Source organism: Streptomyces coacervatus (assembly GCF_029223485.1).
Classification (GTDB): domain Bacteria; phylum Actinomycetota; class Actinomycetes; order Streptomycetales; family Streptomycetaceae; genus Streptomyces; species Streptomyces coacervatus.
On record NZ_JARHTP010000008.1, the window covers coordinates 195,636 to 211,783 of the forward strand.

At 72.7% G+C, this 16,148-nt stretch carries 13 protein-coding genes and 5 tRNA genes; 7 read left to right on the forward strand and 11 right to left on the reverse strand.

From position 1 onward, the window contains the following. Positions 1 to 127: 127 nt before the first annotated feature. Positions 128 to 571 (reverse strand): hypothetical protein, encoded by a 444-nt coding sequence (locus P2Q00_RS21190; RefSeq protein ID WP_275774194.1) that lies wholly within the window; start codon positions 569 to 571, stop codon positions 128 to 130. A 233-nt stretch (positions 572 to 804) separates the two neighbouring features. On the opposite strand from P2Q00_RS21190, the gene P2Q00_RS21195 reads away from it, so the two are divergent. Beyond that, a complete protein-coding gene (locus P2Q00_RS21195) occupies positions 805 to 1,326 on the forward strand; it encodes a DsbA family protein (RefSeq protein ID WP_275774195.1) in 522 nt (173 codons plus the stop codon). A 32-nt stretch (positions 1,327 to 1,358) separates the two neighbouring features. On the opposite strand, the gene P2Q00_RS21200 is transcribed toward P2Q00_RS21195, so the two are convergent. Genes P2Q00_RS21200 through P2Q00_RS21210 form a run of 3 tightly spaced genes read right to left on the reverse strand, consistent with a single transcriptional unit; the run spans position 1,359 to position 4,101 of the window. Beyond that, positions 1,359 to 2,183: a GNAT family N-acetyltransferase gene (locus P2Q00_RS21200; RefSeq protein ID WP_275774196.1), complete on the reverse strand. Its 825-nt coding sequence runs from the start codon at positions 2,181 to 2,183 to the stop codon at positions 1,359 to 1,361. 53 nt (positions 2,184 to 2,236) lie between these two features. Continuing rightward, complete coding sequence (locus P2Q00_RS21205) at positions 2,237 to 3,058, reverse strand: aminotransferase class IV (RefSeq protein ID WP_275774197.1); 822 nt, start codon at positions 3,056 to 3,058, stop codon at positions 2,237 to 2,239. After that, positions 3,055 to 4,101, reverse strand: a complete 1,047-nt coding sequence (locus tag P2Q00_RS21210) for a chorismate-binding protein (protein ID WP_275774198.1) — start codon at positions 4,099 to 4,101, stop codon at positions 3,055 to 3,057. Before P2Q00_RS21210 ends, P2Q00_RS21205 begins: the two co-directional genes overlap by 4 nt. A gap of 178 nt (positions 4,102 to 4,279) precedes the next feature. Between P2Q00_RS21210 and P2Q00_RS21215 the strand changes: the two genes are divergently transcribed. The 5 genes from P2Q00_RS21215 (at position 4,280) to P2Q00_RS21235 (ending at position 4,733) form a co-directional block, all read left to right on the forward strand. After that, positions 4,280 to 4,352, forward strand: a tRNA-Gly gene (locus tag P2Q00_RS21215). A gap of 39 nt (positions 4,353 to 4,391) precedes the next feature. Then, positions 4,392 to 4,465 (forward strand) — tRNA-Cys (locus P2Q00_RS21220). A 1-nt stretch (position 4,466) separates the two neighbouring features. Continuing rightward, positions 4,467 to 4,538, forward strand: a tRNA-Val gene (locus P2Q00_RS21225). A 19-nt stretch (positions 4,539 to 4,557) separates the two neighbouring features. Continuing rightward, positions 4,558 to 4,629, forward strand: a tRNA-Val gene (locus tag P2Q00_RS21230). A 29-nt stretch (positions 4,630 to 4,658) separates the two neighbouring features. Next, positions 4,659 to 4,733: transfer RNA gene (locus tag P2Q00_RS21235), tRNA-Val, on the forward strand. A gap of 70 nt (positions 4,734 to 4,803) precedes the next feature. Here P2Q00_RS21235 and P2Q00_RS21240 read toward each other — a convergent pair. From P2Q00_RS21240 to P2Q00_RS21255, 4 genes are all read right to left on the reverse strand, one after another. Beyond that, positions 4,804 to 5,103, reverse strand: coding sequence for a TFIIB-type zinc ribbon-containing protein (locus P2Q00_RS21240; RefSeq protein WP_275774199.1), 300 nt, complete (start codon positions 5,101 to 5,103; stop codon positions 4,804 to 4,806). 80 nt (positions 5,104 to 5,183) lie between these two features. Beyond that, entirely contained in the window at positions 5,184 to 6,131 is a 948-nt protein-coding gene (locus P2Q00_RS21245; RefSeq protein WP_275774200.1) for a phosphotransferase family protein, read from the reverse strand. Between the two features lie 628 nt (positions 6,132 to 6,759). Next, positions 6,760 to 6,957: a hypothetical protein gene (locus P2Q00_RS21250; protein ID WP_275774201.1), complete on the reverse strand. Its 198-nt coding sequence runs from the start codon at positions 6,955 to 6,957 to the stop codon at positions 6,760 to 6,762. Positions 6,958 to 7,155: 198 nt separating this feature from the next. Continuing rightward, the gene (locus tag P2Q00_RS21255) at positions 7,156 to 7,431 is read right to left on the reverse strand and encodes a DUF8836 family protein (RefSeq protein WP_275774202.1); all 276 of its coding nucleotides are present in this window, start codon (positions 7,429 to 7,431) and stop codon (positions 7,156 to 7,158) included. A gap of 196 nt (positions 7,432 to 7,627) precedes the next feature. Between P2Q00_RS21255 and P2Q00_RS21260 the strand changes: the two genes are divergently transcribed. After that, on the forward strand, positions 7,628 to 9,016 hold the full coding sequence (locus tag P2Q00_RS21260) for a serine/threonine-protein kinase (protein WP_275774426.1): 1,389 nt from the start codon (positions 7,628 to 7,630) through the stop codon (positions 9,014 to 9,016). A gap of 216 nt (positions 9,017 to 9,232) precedes the next feature. On the opposite strand, the gene P2Q00_RS21265 is transcribed toward P2Q00_RS21260, so the two are convergent. The 3 genes from P2Q00_RS21265 to cobT form a co-directional block, all read right to left on the reverse strand. Continuing rightward, entirely contained in the window at positions 9,233 to 10,051 is an 819-nt protein-coding gene (locus tag P2Q00_RS21265) for a TrmH family RNA methyltransferase (RefSeq protein ID WP_275774203.1), read from the reverse strand. 64 nt (positions 10,052 to 10,115) lie between these two features. Then, the gene (gene cobA, locus P2Q00_RS21270) at positions 10,116 to 11,348 is read right to left on the reverse strand and encodes a uroporphyrinogen-III C-methyltransferase (protein ID WP_275774204.1); all 1,233 of its coding nucleotides are present in this window, start codon (positions 11,346 to 11,348) and stop codon (positions 10,116 to 10,118) included. Positions 11,349 to 11,523: 175 nt separating this feature from the next. Then, positions 11,524 to 15,810: a nicotinate-nucleotide--dimethylbenzimidazole phosphoribosyltransferase gene (gene cobT / locus P2Q00_RS21275; RefSeq protein ID WP_275774205.1), complete on the reverse strand. Its 4,287-nt coding sequence runs from the start codon at positions 15,808 to 15,810 to the stop codon at positions 11,524 to 11,526. Positions 15,811 to 16,148 lie beyond the last annotated feature (338 nt).

A 16,148-nucleotide genomic window follows, 5' to 3' on the forward strand; every position in this document is an offset into this window, starting at 1 on the left:
CCCCCGGCGCGATCAACACGCCCGGAGTGAGCGGCAGTTCGCCGGATTACGTGAAGACCGGTTCCAGTCGTGATCGCTTCACGGCACAGCCTTGATCCACTGTGTCGTTTCAGTCGTCATGCGCGGGTCATATGCCGTGCTTCTTCAGGATGGCCTCGATGTCGCTGAAGTCGTCCGCCGACTGCGTCCGGGGCGCGCTCGCGGGCCGGGTCGCCGGACGGGTCCCCGGGCCGAGGGAGGGCGCCGAAGCCGTCGGGGCGACCGCCTCGCGTCCACTCGCGGCCTTGGCCTCCTTGCGCTCCTTGCGGGTGCCGCCGCGGCGGCGCTCCACCGCGCGCGTGCTGGAGAACAGCAGCCAGGCGGCGCCGAGCACGCCGAAGCCCGCCCAGGCCGTGGGGCTGAAGGCGGTGTGCGCCAGCCACTGCACGGTGCCCGTCATCACCAGGCCGAGGGGTACCAGCGAGTAGGCGGCGATACGGGCGGCGGAGAGGAAGCGCTTGCGGTACGCCGTGACTGCCGCGATGCCCAGGCCGGCCGCGGCGACGGCGGAACAGACAGTCTCGGCAATCATCCGGTCCTCCAGGCAGGGCTCGATCGAGCAGGGGCACTTCGTCCCTTCCATCCTGCACCGCCCGGCCCCCGCGAAGCCATGGTCCGGGCGGACATCAGGGACATCTCCGGGTCGGCTCCTCCGAAGGTGCCGGTCCCGGGCCCTCCCCGGGGTGTGGATCAGGGTCTCGGGCGCAGGTCTGCGTGGCCGGAGCTCGATTGGGTCGACCGCGGCCGAACTGGGAGACTGGCGGCATGAGCGAGTCCTCCCCCGTGCCTCCCGCCGCGCCCGTCCTCGACGTCTGGTGCGAACTCCAGTGCCCCGACTGCCGTAGCGCCCTCGACGATCTGCGTGCCCTGCGCGCCCGCTACGGCGACCGGCTGGAGCTGCGGCTGCGGCACTTCCCGCTGGAGAAGCACAAGCACTCCTTCGCCGGCGCGCAGGCCGCCGAGGAGGCGCTGGAGCAGGGGAAGGGCTGGGAGTTCGTCGAGGCAGTCCTCGGCCGGGTCGAGGAGCTGGACCGTAAGGGAGAACCCTTCCTGGTCGAGGTGGCCGGGGAACTCGGCCTGGACGCCGAGGAGTTCGACACCGCGCTGATCGACGGTCGGCACATCCTGATCGTGGACGCCGACCAGGCCGAGGGCAAGGCGATCGGCGTGACCGGCACTCCGACGTACGTCATCGGCGGGGAGCGCCTGGACGGCAGCAAGACCCAGGAGGGGCTGCGGGAGCGGATCGAGGAGATCGTGGACCGGCTGCTGGCCGAGCAGGTGTGACTTCAGAGCAGGTCCTCTCAGAGCGGGTCCTCTCAGAGCAGGTTCTTGTAGAGGGAGTAACGCGTCGTCTCGTAGCCGAGTGATTCATAGAGCCGCTCGGCCGGGGTGTTGCCGGCGAACACGTTGAGGCCGAGGACGCGTCTGCCCTCGGCCACGGCCTGGATCTCGGCCAGCAGCATCAGGGAGCGGCCGTGGCCCCGGCCCCGGAAGCGTTCGTCGGCCGTGACGTAGTAGACGAAGGCCCGCTCCTCGCGCAACGCCAGCCACAAGGTGCCGACAGACGTGCCCTCGTGCTCCAGGACGCTCAGCAGCATGTTCTCCGTGGCCGGCCCCTGGGGCAGCAGCCGAGCGTAGTCCCGCTGCGACTTGGCCTGTGCCTCCTCGGCGGGGACCCCGCGGTCCATCCAGCTCTGGGCGTAGTGCTCCTTGCCGTTCTCCAGCCACACTTCGTACTCGGCTTCGGTCATGGGGCGGCCCCGACTGCCCTCCGGCAGTTCGGGCGGGACCGTGCCGAGTCGCTTCTCCATACCGCGGTTGCGCTGGACGTAGCCGAGGGCCGCGGCCATCCGCAGAGCGGCCGCCGCGTCGGACGGCACCTCGATCTCGATGTGCCTGCAGCCCCAGCCGCGTGCCACCTCCTCAGCGGCGAGCGCGGCCACCGTGCCCCTGCCGCGCCTGCGGTCCGGCTCTTCGATGCGGAGATCGCCGATCCGGGCCACCGCAGCCCCGAAGCCGGGGTCGGTCGAGAGGTGGACGGTGCCGACGGGGCGGCTGTTCACGCACACCTGGTAGTGGCGGGAGAGCACCCCGTCGGCTCCACGCTGGAGCGGCTCGGTCGGCCGCAGTGTCGTCGTCATCAGGGGAGTTCTACCCGCACCGGACGCCCGAGTCAGCCCGATTTACCGGTCCCTCACGGGTCCTGGTCGTCCCCCGACCGCTCCTCGAAGATCCGCATGGCCTTCGCGGTGACCGGACCCGGCCCTGCCGCCAGTTCCCGGTCGTCGACACGGTGGACGGCCTGGACGTCGCGCAGAGTGGAGGTGAGGAAGACCTCCTCGGCCCGCTCCAGGACGTCCAGCGGCAGATCGGTCTCGGTCGCGCCGGTCCATTCGACGGCCAACGCGCGCGTGATGCCCGCGAGGCAGCCGGAGGCGACCGGCGGGGTGTGGATCTCTCCGTCGAGGACGACGAAGACGTTCGAGCCGGTGCCCTCGCAGAGTTGGCCGACCGTGTTCGCGAACAGGGCCTCGGACGCGCCGTGTTGGTGCGCGCGGGCGAGGGCGACGACGTTCTCGGCGTACGAGGTCGTCTTCAGGCCGGTGAGGGCGCCGCGTTCGTTGCGGGTCCAGGGGACCGTGATCACGGCCGTGGAGTCGGGGCGGCGGGTGGTCTCGCCCAGGGCGACGACAAGGGTGGGGCCGTGCTCGCCGCGGTCGGAGCCGAGGGGGCCGTGGCCGCCGGTGTAGGTGATGCGCAGCCGGCCGAGCGGCATCAGGTTGGCTTCGAGGACGGCGGCGCAGGCGCGGCGGACCTCGTCGTGGTCGGGGTCGGGCAGACCGAGGCCGCGCGCGGAGCGGGTCAGCCGGTCGAGGTGCCGGGTGAGCGCGAACGGCTTCCCGTGGGTCGCCTTCACCGTCTCGAAGATGCCGTCGCCCACGGTCAGCCCGTGGTCGAAGACGGAGACACGGGCGGACTCGATGTCCTGCAGCCCGCCGTCGAGCCATATCTTCACGTCGCTGGTCCCTCTCCACTCACCGCGTACGTCCCCGACGCTACCGCGAGCAGTCGGGCCGCCTTCAGCTCGGTCTCCCGCCACTCCGCCTCCGGGTCGGAGCCCCAGGTGATGCCGGCGCCCGTCCCGAAGCGCAGGACGCCTTCCGCGCGGTCGATCCAGAAGGTGCGGATGCCGACCGCCAGCTCGCCGACTGCCCGGTCCGCGTCGACCCAGCCGATGCCGCCGCAGTACGGGCCGCGGGGCGCCGTCTCCAGGGCGTCGATGATCCGCAGGGCGCTGGACTTGGGCGCGCCGGTGACCGAACCGGGCGGGAAGGTCGCATCCAGCAGTTCGGGCCAGCCGGCGTCCGCGCGCAGCTCGCCGCGGACCGTCGACACGAGATGGACGAGCCCCGGGTGCTTCTCGACGGCGCACAGATCGGGGACGCTCACACTGCCCGTGGCGCAGACACGCCCGATGTCGTTGCGGACCAGATCCACGATCATCACGTTCTCGGCGTAGTCCTTCTCCAGCAGGTCCGCCTCGGTGCGCCCGGTGCCCTTGATCGGCCCGGACTCGACGACGCGGCCGTCGCGCCGGAGGAAGAGCTCGGGCGAGGCCGTGGCTGTCTCGACCCCGTACCCGGGCAGCCGGATCGTTCCTGCATACGGCGCCGGGTTGCCACGGGCCAGCAGCGCGGTCAGGGCATCCACGTCGGCGTCGGGCGCAACGGGCGCGGAGAGCACCCGGCAGAGGTTCGCCTGATAGACCTCGCCGGCCGCAATGTACTCGCGGATCCGGCGCACACCCGCCGTGTACGCACCGCGGTCGAGGGAGGACATCCAGTCACCGACCGCCGGTCCCCGCCACTCCCCCGGCACCGGCGCGGGCACGGGCTCCATTCGTACGTCCCTGAAGCGGGCGCAGGTCAGCCTGCCCTCGAAGTCCGCCACGACGGCCCAGAAACCGGTGGAGTCGAGGGCCGCGGGATCGCTGGTGACGTCGAGGAGTCCGGTGGCGACGCGGCCACCGAAGCGGGCGAGAGGAGGGAGGTCGAGCACGCAGTCGAGTCTAGGGCGGGTGTCGTGAAGGTGGCCCGGGCATGTCCCTTCGGGGGCCCTGACCATGTACGTGAGCAGGTGCAGGGCAGCACGCTGCGCAAACGCGTTTTTGTGCTGGCCCCGGAATCCGCTAGAGTTCAGTTCGTCGCCGGGACGCGGGAGCGGACCGAAACGACAAGCGGACGTAGCTCAGTTGGTAGAGCGCAACCTTGCCAAGGTTGAGGTCGCGAGTTCGAGCCTCGTCGTCCGCTCGATGGAAACAGGGGATCTTCCCGAGCCCCTGCACTCCTGGTGGAGTGGCCGAGAGGCGAGGCAACGGCCTGCAAAGCCGTCTACACGGGTTCAAATCCCGTCTCCACCTCCAAGGACGATTAGCTCAGCGGGAGAGCGCTTCCCTGACACGGAAGAGGTCACTGGTTCAATCCCAGTATCGTCCACTGGATCTTCGGGTCCCCCGCGCGATTAGCTCAGCGGGAGAGCGCTTCCCTGACACGGAAGAGGTCACTGGTTCAATCCCAGTATCGCGCACGCAGTACCTACCACATGTAGGTTCACCTGCGCGATTAGCTCAGCGGGAGAGCGCTTCCCTGACACGGAAGAGGTCACTGGTTCAATCCCAGTATCGCGCACCAGCCGAAGCCCCCGGCCGTCTCGTACGGTCGGGGGCTTCGTCGTGTGCCGGTCGGTGCCGGCCGTCCGCCGTCAGCTGGAGAACAGCATGTGGCCGAAGCTCTTGTGACGGTGGTGACCGCCGTGGTGACCTCCGTAGTGACCGCCGTGGCCGCCGTGCTGGGCGCCCCAGGCGGGCGCGGGCGGGGCCGGGTACGCCTGCGGGGCGGGCGGGGGCGGCGGCGCGGGCTGGGACCACTGGGACTCCAGGCGGGTCAGCGACTCCAGCTCGCCGTAGTCGAGAAAGATGCCGCGGCAGCCGCTGCACTGCTCGATCTGGACACCGTTGCGGTTGTACGTGTGCATCGGCGCATGACACTTCGGACACTGCATGGTCGGCTCAACTCCTCGCCGGTCGGTCCTGCTTCGCGTTTCGCCAGGACAGACTCTGTCAGGGTGCGGTCGGTTGCACCCTACTTCGCGGAAGTCGGGGTCAACTCCGGCGGGAGGGAAGCCATTCGGGCACATGCGTCGATCAGGGACATCTCGATCTCGTCCAGGGGGCGGTTCTCCGCTGTGGCCTTGGTGATCGCGCGGGCGGCTGTCTGCACCGTGAGGGCGCGGGCCGGGACGTCCAGGGCGGGCCAGGGGTCGCCGTCGGCGGGGACGGCCGGGCCGCCGGACGCGCGGTAGGCGGCCAGGAAGCGGGTCCACTCGTCGGGTGGGAGCAGGCCGCAGGCGTACCAGGCCGCCGGGCGGGCCAGGTCCCAGGCGGGGACGCCGGTGCCGAGGTCGTCGACGTCGATGAGATGCCAGGGGCCGTCGGGGGCGGGGTGGCGGACGAGCTGGCCGAGGTGGAGGTCGCCGTGGCACAGGGTGGTGGTGTCCGGCATCGGGGTCTCGGCCCGGGCCCAGGCGGGGAGGGTGGTCCAGGCCTGCAGGACGGATGGGGTGGCGGGGTGGGCGGGGGCTGTTGCGTTGAGGCGGGCGACGGCTCCGGCCGCCTTCGCGGGGCCTCGCATGGGAGGCAGGGGGGTCGGGAGCGCCGGGGCGGGGGTGCGGTGGAGGCGGGCGAGGAGGGTGGCTGCGGGCTCCCAGGGGGCGGCGTCGGGGGTGTCCGGGTCCACGGGGGTGCCGTAGGGCCAGAACGTGACGAGGCGGCCGTGCAGGTCGACGGGGGTCGGGGCGAGTGGGGGCAGGAGGATGCCGGGGAGGTGGGTGGCGGTGGTGAGGCGGGGGGTGAGGTCGGTGCGGGGGGTGTTCGGGGCGTGGGCCTTGGCGACCGTGTCGGCGTGGCGGACGACGGTGGCGTCGGGGCGGTCGGCGAGGGTGGCTGCGCCGCAGGGGCAGGGTTCTGTGCGGGAGTGGGCCTTGGCCTTGGCTCGGGCGGTGAGGTCGGAGAGCAAGGGGGTGGTGGTCACGGGGCTCCCTGGGGCGGTGCGGGTCTCTCGCGAGGGTACGGCGGTGGCGGTGGTGGGGTTTCTTGGGCGTCCGGCGGTGCTGCGGGCCGCGGGGTATTTCGCCCCCGCCGCCCCTACCCGTCCCGTCACCAGGGGCTCCGCCCCTTCGACCCCGCCAGGGGGCTCCGCCCCCTGGACCCCCGATCGGCCTGAACGGCCTCGTCCTCAAACGCCGGACGGGCTGAAAGACACTCACCGGCGGCTAGAGCGCCCCGGCGGGTGGGGTGGGGATCGGGACGGCGACAGCGGGCTCGGACGCCGAACAGGCTGGGAGGTGCCGGCCGACGGCTGGAGGGTGCGACCCCAGCAGGTGGGTGGGGGATCGGGACGGCGACAGCAGGCTCGAACACCGGACGGGCTGGGAGGTGCCGGCCGGCGGCTGGAGGGTGCGGCCCCAGCAGGCGGGTGGGGGCTCGGACGGCGGACGGGGTGCGAGACGCTGGCCTGTGGTGGGGAAGCGGGCAAAGCAATGCCGGCGCAGCTCCCCAGCTGCGCCGGCATTTTTGCCGTCCGCCGCACCCCCGTCCCCACGGGGTTTCATGGGTGGATGTCCCCGCCCGGACCGCTCTTCCGGGCCTGGGGTCGCCGCTCAGCGCCCCAGCATCACGCCCACGGACGACGCCTGTGTGGCCACTGTCTCCCAGCCGTCGAAGACGAAGAAGAGCAGGGCCGCCAGGGGGAGGACCATCAGTGTCGCCACCAAGGGGTGGCGGCGGCCCGTGCGGCGGGGGCGGAGTGTGGTGCGCTCCTGTGTGCGGAACTGTGTCCGCGGTGCCGTTAGGGCCATGGTCCCTCTCCTGACCGTTCTCAGTTGTCGTTGGCAGCGGCGGGTGTCTGACCTCGGGGGACGAGTGCTGCACCCGCCGCTTGACCTCAAATCTAGGCGTCCGGCGCTCGCTGCACGTCATGCCCTCGTACCGATTGCCGGGCCTCCCGGAGGATGAGCCGTGAGCTGGGGAGTACTCCCCTGGGTGGAGACGAGGTCCTAGGTCTCAGGGTCTTCCCGGAAGGGGCGCCCGGTGTGCCCCGCCTTTTCCGAGCTGTCCTCCCTGGGGATCGGCTGCTCGACCAGGGCCAGCACCCGGTTCGCCATGAAGCGGGCCGTGCGGATCACGGAGCCGCTGCGGGTGACTTCGCTCACTTCCACGACACCTCGGCGTACCGCCGTCTCCACCCTGCGGCCCGCTCTGCTCGCCACCACCTCGTAGGTGCGGGTCGTGTCCCCCGCGTCCACGACTATCTCCACGCGATCACCCTTCACGTGTTCAATCCCCCTTCTGTGATGGGTGGTTGGGAGCCGGGCGCGGGTTAAGTCCGCCTGTTCGTAGGCCCCCTGACCACCCTTCAAGTCTCCCACCCGGCACTGACAATCGATCTGGGCGAGAGGGCGCGGCCTCTGCGCGTGGGCGGCCGTGGAAACGTAAGCTGTGCCACGTCACACGGACCGGGCAGCGGGGATGAACATGGCGATGATGCGCCTGAGGCGCGAGGACCCGCGCGTCGTCGGCTCGTTCAGGCTTCACAGACGGCTCGGCGCGGGTGGGATGGGCGTCGTGTACCTGGGCTCCGACAAGAAGGGGCAGCGGGTCGCGCTGAAGGTCATCCGGCCGGATCTGGCGGAGGACCAGGAGTTCCGGTCGCGGTTCGCGCGGGAGGTCTCCGCCGCGCGCCGGATCAGGGGCGGGTGCACGGCTCGGCTCGTCGCTGCCGATCTCGACGCCGAACGGCCCTGGTTCGCCACTCAGTACGTGCCCGGGCCCTCGCTGCACGACAAGGTCGCCGACGGGGGGCCGCTGGTCGCGGCCGACGTCGCGGCCGTGGGGGCCGCCCTGTCGGAGGGGCTGGTCGCGGTGCACGAGGCGGGCGTCGTGCACCGGGATCTCAAGCCGTCCAACATCCTGCTGTCCCCGAAAGGGCCGCGGATCATCGACTTCGGTATCGCCTGGGCGACCGGGGCCTCCACTCTTACGCATGTCGGTACGGCGGTCGGCTCCCCCGGTTTTCTGGCGCCGGAGCAGGTGCGCGGTGCCGCCGTCACCCCGGCCACGGACGTGTTCTCGCTGGGGGCGACCCTGGCGTATGCGTCGATGGGTGACTCGCCCTTCGGGCACGGCAGTTCCGAGGTGATGCTGTACCGCGTCGTACACGAGGAAGCGCAGTTGCACGGCGTGCCGGATGCGCTGGCTCCGCTCGTGCGGGCCTGTCTGGCGAAGGATCCCGAGGAGCGGCCCAGCACGCTTCAGCTCTCGCTGCGGCTCAAGGAGATCGCCGCCCGCGAGGCTCAGGGGCTCGCCGACCCGCGTCCGCCCGCGCAGCGTGCCGGGGAAGCGGACCGGCCTACCGGGCGGCTCGCCGACACCTATCCGGCGGAGCAGCAGCGCGAACACCGTCGCCCCCCGGGCACGCAGGGTTCGCACGGGGCTCCGCCGCCGCGGGGTCCTTCCGCCGGGCCTCGCGGGGCCTCTCCGGTGCGGGGCGGGGCTGCTCCTCCGCGGGGCGCCGGTGCCCCTCGCGGTGGCCCCCCGGCGCCTCAGCGTCCGGGATCCCGGCCCGTGCCGGGGGCACGGAACCCGGCCCGCCCGGGGACCGGCAGTCGGCCCGCGCCGCGTAGCGCCACCGGTCGTCCGGCGCCCAGGCCCACGGGGACGGGGCGGCGGCCGGCCAATCCGCGGTTGCTGCGGCAGCGGCTGTTCGTGTTCGTCGTCGTGACGCTGCTGGTGGCGCTCGGCATCGCCGCGGCCCAGGGGTGCCAGGGGCCGTCGCGGGGGCTGGGCGGTGACGACGGCGTCGTACCGCTGGAGCAGCAGCAACAGCACGTGGAGCCGGGGCGCGCCCAGGTGGCCTGAGGGGTCACGCCGACGTTCGTGGCCGATACGGCCAAGCGCTCCACCGCGGGGCCGCGATGTGCCGTCTGCCGTCTACCGCGCCATCGTGGCTGGTCGCTCCCCCACTCTCGGCTTCGCTCGAGCGGGGGGACCCCCATCGCGGCGGAGCCACAAATCGATGCAGCCCCGCACCCCTTCAGGGCGCTGTCGTACCGCAGCAGACTTTGCCGGACCCGCTCAGACCTGCGGGCGGCCCGTGGCCACCGCGTAGAAGGCGACCGCGGCTGCCGCGCCCACGTTGAGGGAGTCGACGCCGTGGGACATGGGGATGCGGACCCATTCGTCGGCGGCGACCAGGGCCTGGGTGGACAGGCCGTCGCCCTCGGCTCCGAGCATCAGGGCGACGCGGTCCATCTTGTGCGGGGCGGCCTCGTCGAGGGACCGCGCCTTTTCGTCAGGGGTGAGGGCGAGGAGGGTGTAGCCGGCCTCGCGGACCGACTCCAGGCCCTTGGGCCAGGTGTCGAGGCGGGCGTACGGGACGGAGAAGACCGCGCCCATCGAGACCTTGACGCTGCGGCGGTACAACGGGTCCGCGCAGTCCGGGGACAGCAGGACCGCGTCCATGCCCAGGGCCGCCGCCGAGCGGAAGATCGCGCCGATGTTGGTGTGGTCGTTGACCGACTCCATGACGACGACCCGGCGGGTGGTCTGGAGGAGCTCGGCGGCCGTCGGCAGCGGCTTGCGCTGCATGGAGGCGAGTGCACCGCGGTGGACGTGGTAGCCGGTGACCTGTTCGGCCAGGTCCGGGCTGACCGCGTACACCGGGGCCGGGAGTTCGTCGATGACATCGCGCATGACATCGACCCACTTCGCGGACAGCAGCATCGAGCGCATCTCGTACCCGGCGTCCTTCGCCCGGCGGATGACCTTCTCGCCCTCGGCGATGAACAGGCCCTCCGCCGGTTCGCGCTTGCGGCGCAACTCGACGTCGGTCAGGCCCGTGTAGTCGCGCAGGCGCGGGTCGTCGGGATCCTCAACGGTGATGAGATCGGCCACAGGGTGATACTGCCTTGTCCTGGGTGTGGTGCCAACGGCTGGGAACGAGTTGGGTTACCCGCGGTTACGCGGATGTCTGCGGGCCTACGGTGACGACCGCGCCGATGACGATGACCGCCGGCGGCTTGACCTCCTGCGTACGCACCGTCTCGCCGACCGTCGCCAGGGTCGCGTCGACGCGGCGCTGGGCGGCCGTGGTGCCCTCCTGGACCAGGGCGACCGGGGTGTCGGCCGGCTTGCCGTGTGCGACGAGCGTCTCGGCGATCTTCCCGATCTTGTCGACGCCCATGAGGATCACGAGGGTGCCGGTGAGCCTGGCCAGGGACGGCCAGTCGACGAGTGAGCGCTCGTCGTCGGGGGCGACGTGGCCGCTGACCACCGTGAACTCGTGGGCGACACCGCGGTGGGTGACGGGGATGCCGGCCGCTCCCGGCACCGAGATCGAGCTGGAGATGCCGGGGACGACGGTGCAGGGGATACCGGCCTCGGCGAGGGCGTTCAGCTCCTCCATGCCCCGGCCGAAGACGTAGGGGTCGCCGCCCTTCAGCCGTACGACCGACTTGCCCTGCTTGGCGTGCTCGATCAGGGCGTTGTTGATGGCCTCCTGGGCCATGAAACGGCCGTACGGGATCTTCGCGGCGTCGATCACCTCGACGTGCGGCGGGAGTTCGGCGAGGAGGTCGCGGGGGCCGAGGCGGTCGGCGATGACGACGTCGGCCTCGGCGAGGAGGCGGCGGCCGCGGACGGTGATGAGGTCCGGGTCGCCGGGGCCGCCGCCGACGAGGGCGACGCCGGGGGTGCGGGTGCGGTGGTGGGGAGCTACGAGGGTGCCGTCGCGCAGGCCCTCGACGACCGCGTCGCGGATGGCCGCGGTGCGGCGGGGGTCCCGGCCGCGGGCCTCGGTGGTGAGGACGGCGACGGTGACGCCTTCGCTGTGGCCGGTCGCCGGGGTCCAGGCCGTGGCGGCGTCGGCGTCGTCGGAGCGGACGCACCAGACGCGGTGGCGCTGCGCTTCGGCGGAGGCCCGGGTGTTCGCTTCCGTGTCGCCGGTGGCGATGAGGGCGTACCAGGCGTCGGCGAGGTCGCCTTCGGCGTAGGGGCGCTGCTGCCAGGTGATCTCGCCCGCATCCGCCATGGCCTCGACGGAGGGGGTCGCCTCGGGGGACACGAGGAGCACATCCGCGCCTGCTGCGATCAGGGCCGGGAGGCGGCGCTGGGCCACCTGGCCGCCGCCGAGGACGACCACTTTGCGGCCGGTGAGGCGGAGGCCTACGGGGTAGGCGGGGTTTTCGGCCATGAGGGTGCGGCTCCTCTTTACGGCGGTGCAGTGGCCCTGACGTGCGGATTTTAAAGGGCAGGAGGGTGTGGCGGCTCAGGTGGTCCAGTGGTTGAGCACCATGGCCGTCTGCGGGTGCGTGGTCCGTGCCCACCCGTTCCGCCCTGCGGAACGACTGCCCACGGACCACGGACGCCTACTTTTCAGTTACCCCTGCCGAGTCGAACGTCGCCACCTCGTGCATCGCCCGGGCCGTGCTCTGGACGAGCGGCAGGGCCAGGAGGGCGCCCGTGCCCTCGCCGAGGCGGAGGTCGAGGTCGACCAGGGGGCGCAGGCCCAGCTTGTTGAGGGCGGCCACATGGCCGGGCTCGGCGCTGCGGTGGCCCGCGATGCAGGCCGCGAGGACCTCGGGGGCGATGGCGCGGGCGACCAGGGCGGCGGCGCCGGCGCTGACGCCGTCCAGGATCACCGGGGTGCGCAGAGAGGCACCGCCGAGCAGGAGGCCGACCATCGCCGCGTGCTCGAAGCCGCCGATCGCGGCGAGGACGCCGATGGGGTCGGCCGGATCCGGCTGATGGACCTCGATGGCGCGGCGGACGACCTCGGTCTTGCGGGCGAGGGTCTCGTCGTTGATGCCGGTGCCACGGCCGGTCACCTCGGCCGGGTCGGTGTCCGTGAAGACCGAGATCAGGGCCGCGGACGCCGTGGTGTTGGCGATGCCCATCTCGCCCGTGAGCAGCGCCTTGTTGCCGGCCGCCACCAGGTCGCGGGCCGTCTCGATGCCGACCTCGATGGCCTGCTTGGCCTCCTCACGGGTCATCGCGGGGCCGGTGGTCATGTCGGAGGTACCCGCGCGGACCTTGCGGGGCAGCAGGCCGGGGGTCGCCGGCAGGTCGGCCGCGACACCCACGTCCACGACACACACCTCCGCGCCCACCTGGCCCGCGAAGGCGTTGCAGACCGCGCCGCCGCCGAGGAAGTTGGCGACCATCTGGGCCGTCACCTCCTGCGGCCAGGGGGTCACGCCCTGGGCATGCACGCCGTGGTCGCCGGCGAAGATCGCGACGGCCGCGGGCTCCGGGATGGGCGGCGGGCACTGGCGCGAAAGCCCGGACAGCTGCGCGGAGATGATCTCCAGCATGCCCAGCGCCCCGGCCGGCTTGGTCATCCGCTTCTGCCGCTCCCAGGCCTCGCCGAGCGCCTTGGCGTCCAGCGGGCGGATCTGGGCGACGGTCTCGGCGAGCAGGTCGTGCGGCTCCTCGCCGGGCAGGGCACGGCGGCCGTACGTCTCCTCGTGCACGACCCACGACAGCGGGCGGCGCTTGGACCAGCCGGCCTGCATCAGCTCGGGCTCGTCCGGGAACTCGTCGACGTACCCCACGCACAGGTAGGCGATCACTTCGAGGTGCTCGGGCAGGCCCAGGGCGCGGACCATCTCGCGCTCGTCGAAGAAGCTGACCCAGCCGACGCCGAGGCCCTCGGCGCGGGCGGCGAGCCAGAGGTTCTCGACGGCGAGCGCGGCGGAGTACGGCGCCATCTGGGGCTGGGTGTGACGGCCGAGGGTGTGGCGGCCGCCGCGGGTCGGGTCGGCGGTGACGACGATGTTCACCGGGGTGTCGAGGATGGCCTCGATCTTCAGTTCCTTGAACTGCTTCGCCCGGCCCTTGGGGAGGGACTTGGCGTAGGCGTCGCGCTGGCGCATGGCCAGTTCGTGCATGCTGCGCCGGGTGTCGGCGGAGCGGATGACGACGAAGTCCCAGGGCTGCGAGTGGCCGACGGACGGGGCGGTGTGCGCGGCCTCCAGGACGCGGAGCAGCACCTCGTGCGGGATGGGGTCGTTGCGGAAGCCGTTGCGGATGTCGCGGCGCTCGCGCATGACCTTCATGACGGCCTCGCGCTCGGCCTCGTCGTAGGCGGGCGCTGCCGGGCCGGTGGACTGTCGTACTTCTTCCACGGCGGCCGTGCTCTCTTCTTCCTGGTCGGCGGCCCTGGTGTCCAGGTCCTCCGCGTGCTGTACGAGTGGGGCGTCGGCCTCCCGGGGGGCGGGGACCTTGATGATCGGCTCCGGCGTCTGCTCTTCCTCCGGAGGGAGGTCGAGGGCGTGCGGCGGGGTCGGTGCGAGGTGCGGGGTGGTCGGCACGGAGCCCTCGACGAGGACGAACTGGCCGACGGACGCGTCCGGTTGATGTTCCGCCGGATCGGCGGCGAGCGGCTGGGCGGTGTCCGTACCGAGGGCGGAATGGGCCGGGTCGTCGGCAGCCGCGTCGGCCGGGAGTGCGGGCGGGGCCTCGGCGGAGGCCGGCGCCGTCTCGGCCGCGAGGGGTTCTACGGGGTGCGCCTGATCCGTCGGGGAGCCCAAGTCGGCCGGTTGGCCGGCCGTGACGAGGGGTGCATCGGGTACGGCGGGGGCGGCCGGGTCTGCGACGGCAGTGGCCTGGGGCTGGGCTTCGGCGACCGGGGCGGGCATCGCTGCGTCCGGCGCGGACTGGGCCGGGTGACTGCTCCCGTCCTGGGGTCCGTGCTCCGCGTCCACGACCTGGTGCACGAGTTCGGGGGCGACGGTTACGTTTCCGGCGGACTGCGCGGGGTGCGCCGCGTCCGGGGCTGCGGGGAAGGCTGCGGCTCCGGCGACCTCCGCGGTCCCGGGTGCGGGCGTCCGGGCGGTCTGGGCAGCCTCGACGGCGACAGCCTGGGCGACTTCGAGGAGGACCGGCTGGGCCGCATCGAAGTTGGCGGCGTAAGCCACCTGGCCGCCGACCGGAGCCACTGTCTCGGGTGCCTGCGCGGCATCGAGGGCGATCGCTTCGGGTGCCGGTGCCGGCTCGGGGGCGATGGCCTCGGGTGCCGGTGCCGTCCCGGGGGCGGCGGCCGCAGGAAGCTGCCCGGTCTCGGGGGTGACTGCCTCGGGGAACTGTCCGGTCCCTTCCGCGGCTGCCTCAGGCAGCTGCTCGTTGCCGGGCGCCACCGCCGACACGAACTGCGCGCCTTCGGGCGCCACCGCCGCGTCGGCCTGGACGCTCCCGGGCGCGGTCGCCTCGGCGACCGGTGCGCCGGGTGACGTAACGGCCTCGACGATCGCCGCGCCCCCGGAGATCAGCCCCTCGGCGACCTGCGCGAGTCCAGCCGTCGGCGCCCCTTCCGGAGCGTGCGCCGCCTCCGGAACCGGAACCTGACCTGCCGCCGGCGCGGGCGCCACTCCATGAACCGGCCCGGCCTCCGGCACAGCTCCAGCCTCAGGAGTCGGTACGGCCTCCGAACCGGCCACAGCCGCATCGGCCTGCCCGGGCTCGGGGGCGACCGGAGCGCCCGGCGTCGGCCCGGCCTGCGGAGCGGAACCGATCAGTTCATCCTGCCCGGCGTCCGAAGCAACCGGGGGAAGTGCGCCCTGCTCGCCGCCCTCACCGGCTCCGGCCGGAGCGATGGGTCCGCCATCGCCGAGGGCTCCCACTGGAGCCGCATGCCCGCCATCCGCGGCAGCCCCGGCCGTGTCCATGGGCCCGCCGTCCGCGGCGAAGCCACCCGGAGCGACGGGTCCGCCCTCCGCAGCAAGCCCGCCCGGAACCTCATGCCCACCATGGGAGACGGACCCCACCGGAGCCATCTGCCCACTGTCCGTAGGGAACCCGCCCGGAGCCGTCTGACCGCCGTCCGCGACGGGGAACCCGCCCGGGGCGATGTGCCCGCCCTCGACAACAACTCCACCCGCGGCTACCGCAGCGATCTGCCCGCCCTCCACGGCGGACACCCCCACCGGAACCTGCCCGCTCTCCGGGCCGTACGCCATCCCGGCGGCCTCCGCCGGCTGCGCCCCATACGCCGCCTCGCCGTCCTGCGCCGCCGGAGCGGGCTCCGTGGCGATTCGGGCCATGACGGCCTGGGCCGCGCCCACCGGCTCCGCGCTCGGCTCGGCCGCCGGAACAACCGTTTCCGCAGCCGGTGCCTCGGGGCTCACCGGCGCCTGTACCTGCACCGCGGCCTGGGCCGGCGCGCCCCAGGGGGCCGCGCCCTGCGGGGGCATCTCGTGCAGCTGGGGGGCGTCGAAGTACTCGGGGCCGGTCGTCGGCGGGCCGGACTGGCGCACGGGTGCGCCCGCGGGGCCGCGGTCGGCCAGGGAGCGGACCGGGCTTGCCGACGCGTCGGGGATCTGCGGGCCCAGGTGCAGCGGGCGACGCGGCGTAACCGGCGTCGGCGCGGGCGCCGCATCGGGGAGGCGGACGCCGCCGAGGTCGACCGAGCCGCTGTCGCGACCCGCCGTCTCGTGCGGGCCCGGCTCGTGGACGGCCTCGACGACCGGCTCGGGCGCGGGCGGGGCGACCTCGTTGCCCCACGGGCTCTGGGCGCCCGGCAGCAGCAACAGGTCTTCGTCCTCGGCGGTGGTCTCGGAGAGGTAGGTGTACGCACCGTGCGCATGGACGCCCGGCTGTTCCACCATGCCTGCGCTCTCCGGCAGTCCCTCGCCCGGGACCTGGCCGGTGTCGGTCATGCGTACCCCTCGCCCATCGGTTAGTGCTTCCACGTCAAGCTCACCGGGAGCGGCGCACCGACCGCCCCCGCAGTGAAGAACGAGCGTGCCTGCCCAGCGGCACGAACGACCCGTCCGTAAAAGGCGACAAAGCCATTCAGTGGCATTGTCCCGGCCGTTCCTCCGTCACGACAGGTTGATCCGCAACGGCCCGCTGTGGACTGCGCCACGTTGCGCGTCCTCCGGTTCTGCCGTACCACACCCACCCCAAAAGGGGTGTGTTTTCCGGACATTGACGAACGAAGTGCCGGGCCACCCGGTGCGGTACAACGGTCGGCCAGCCTACCGCGAGCGATACG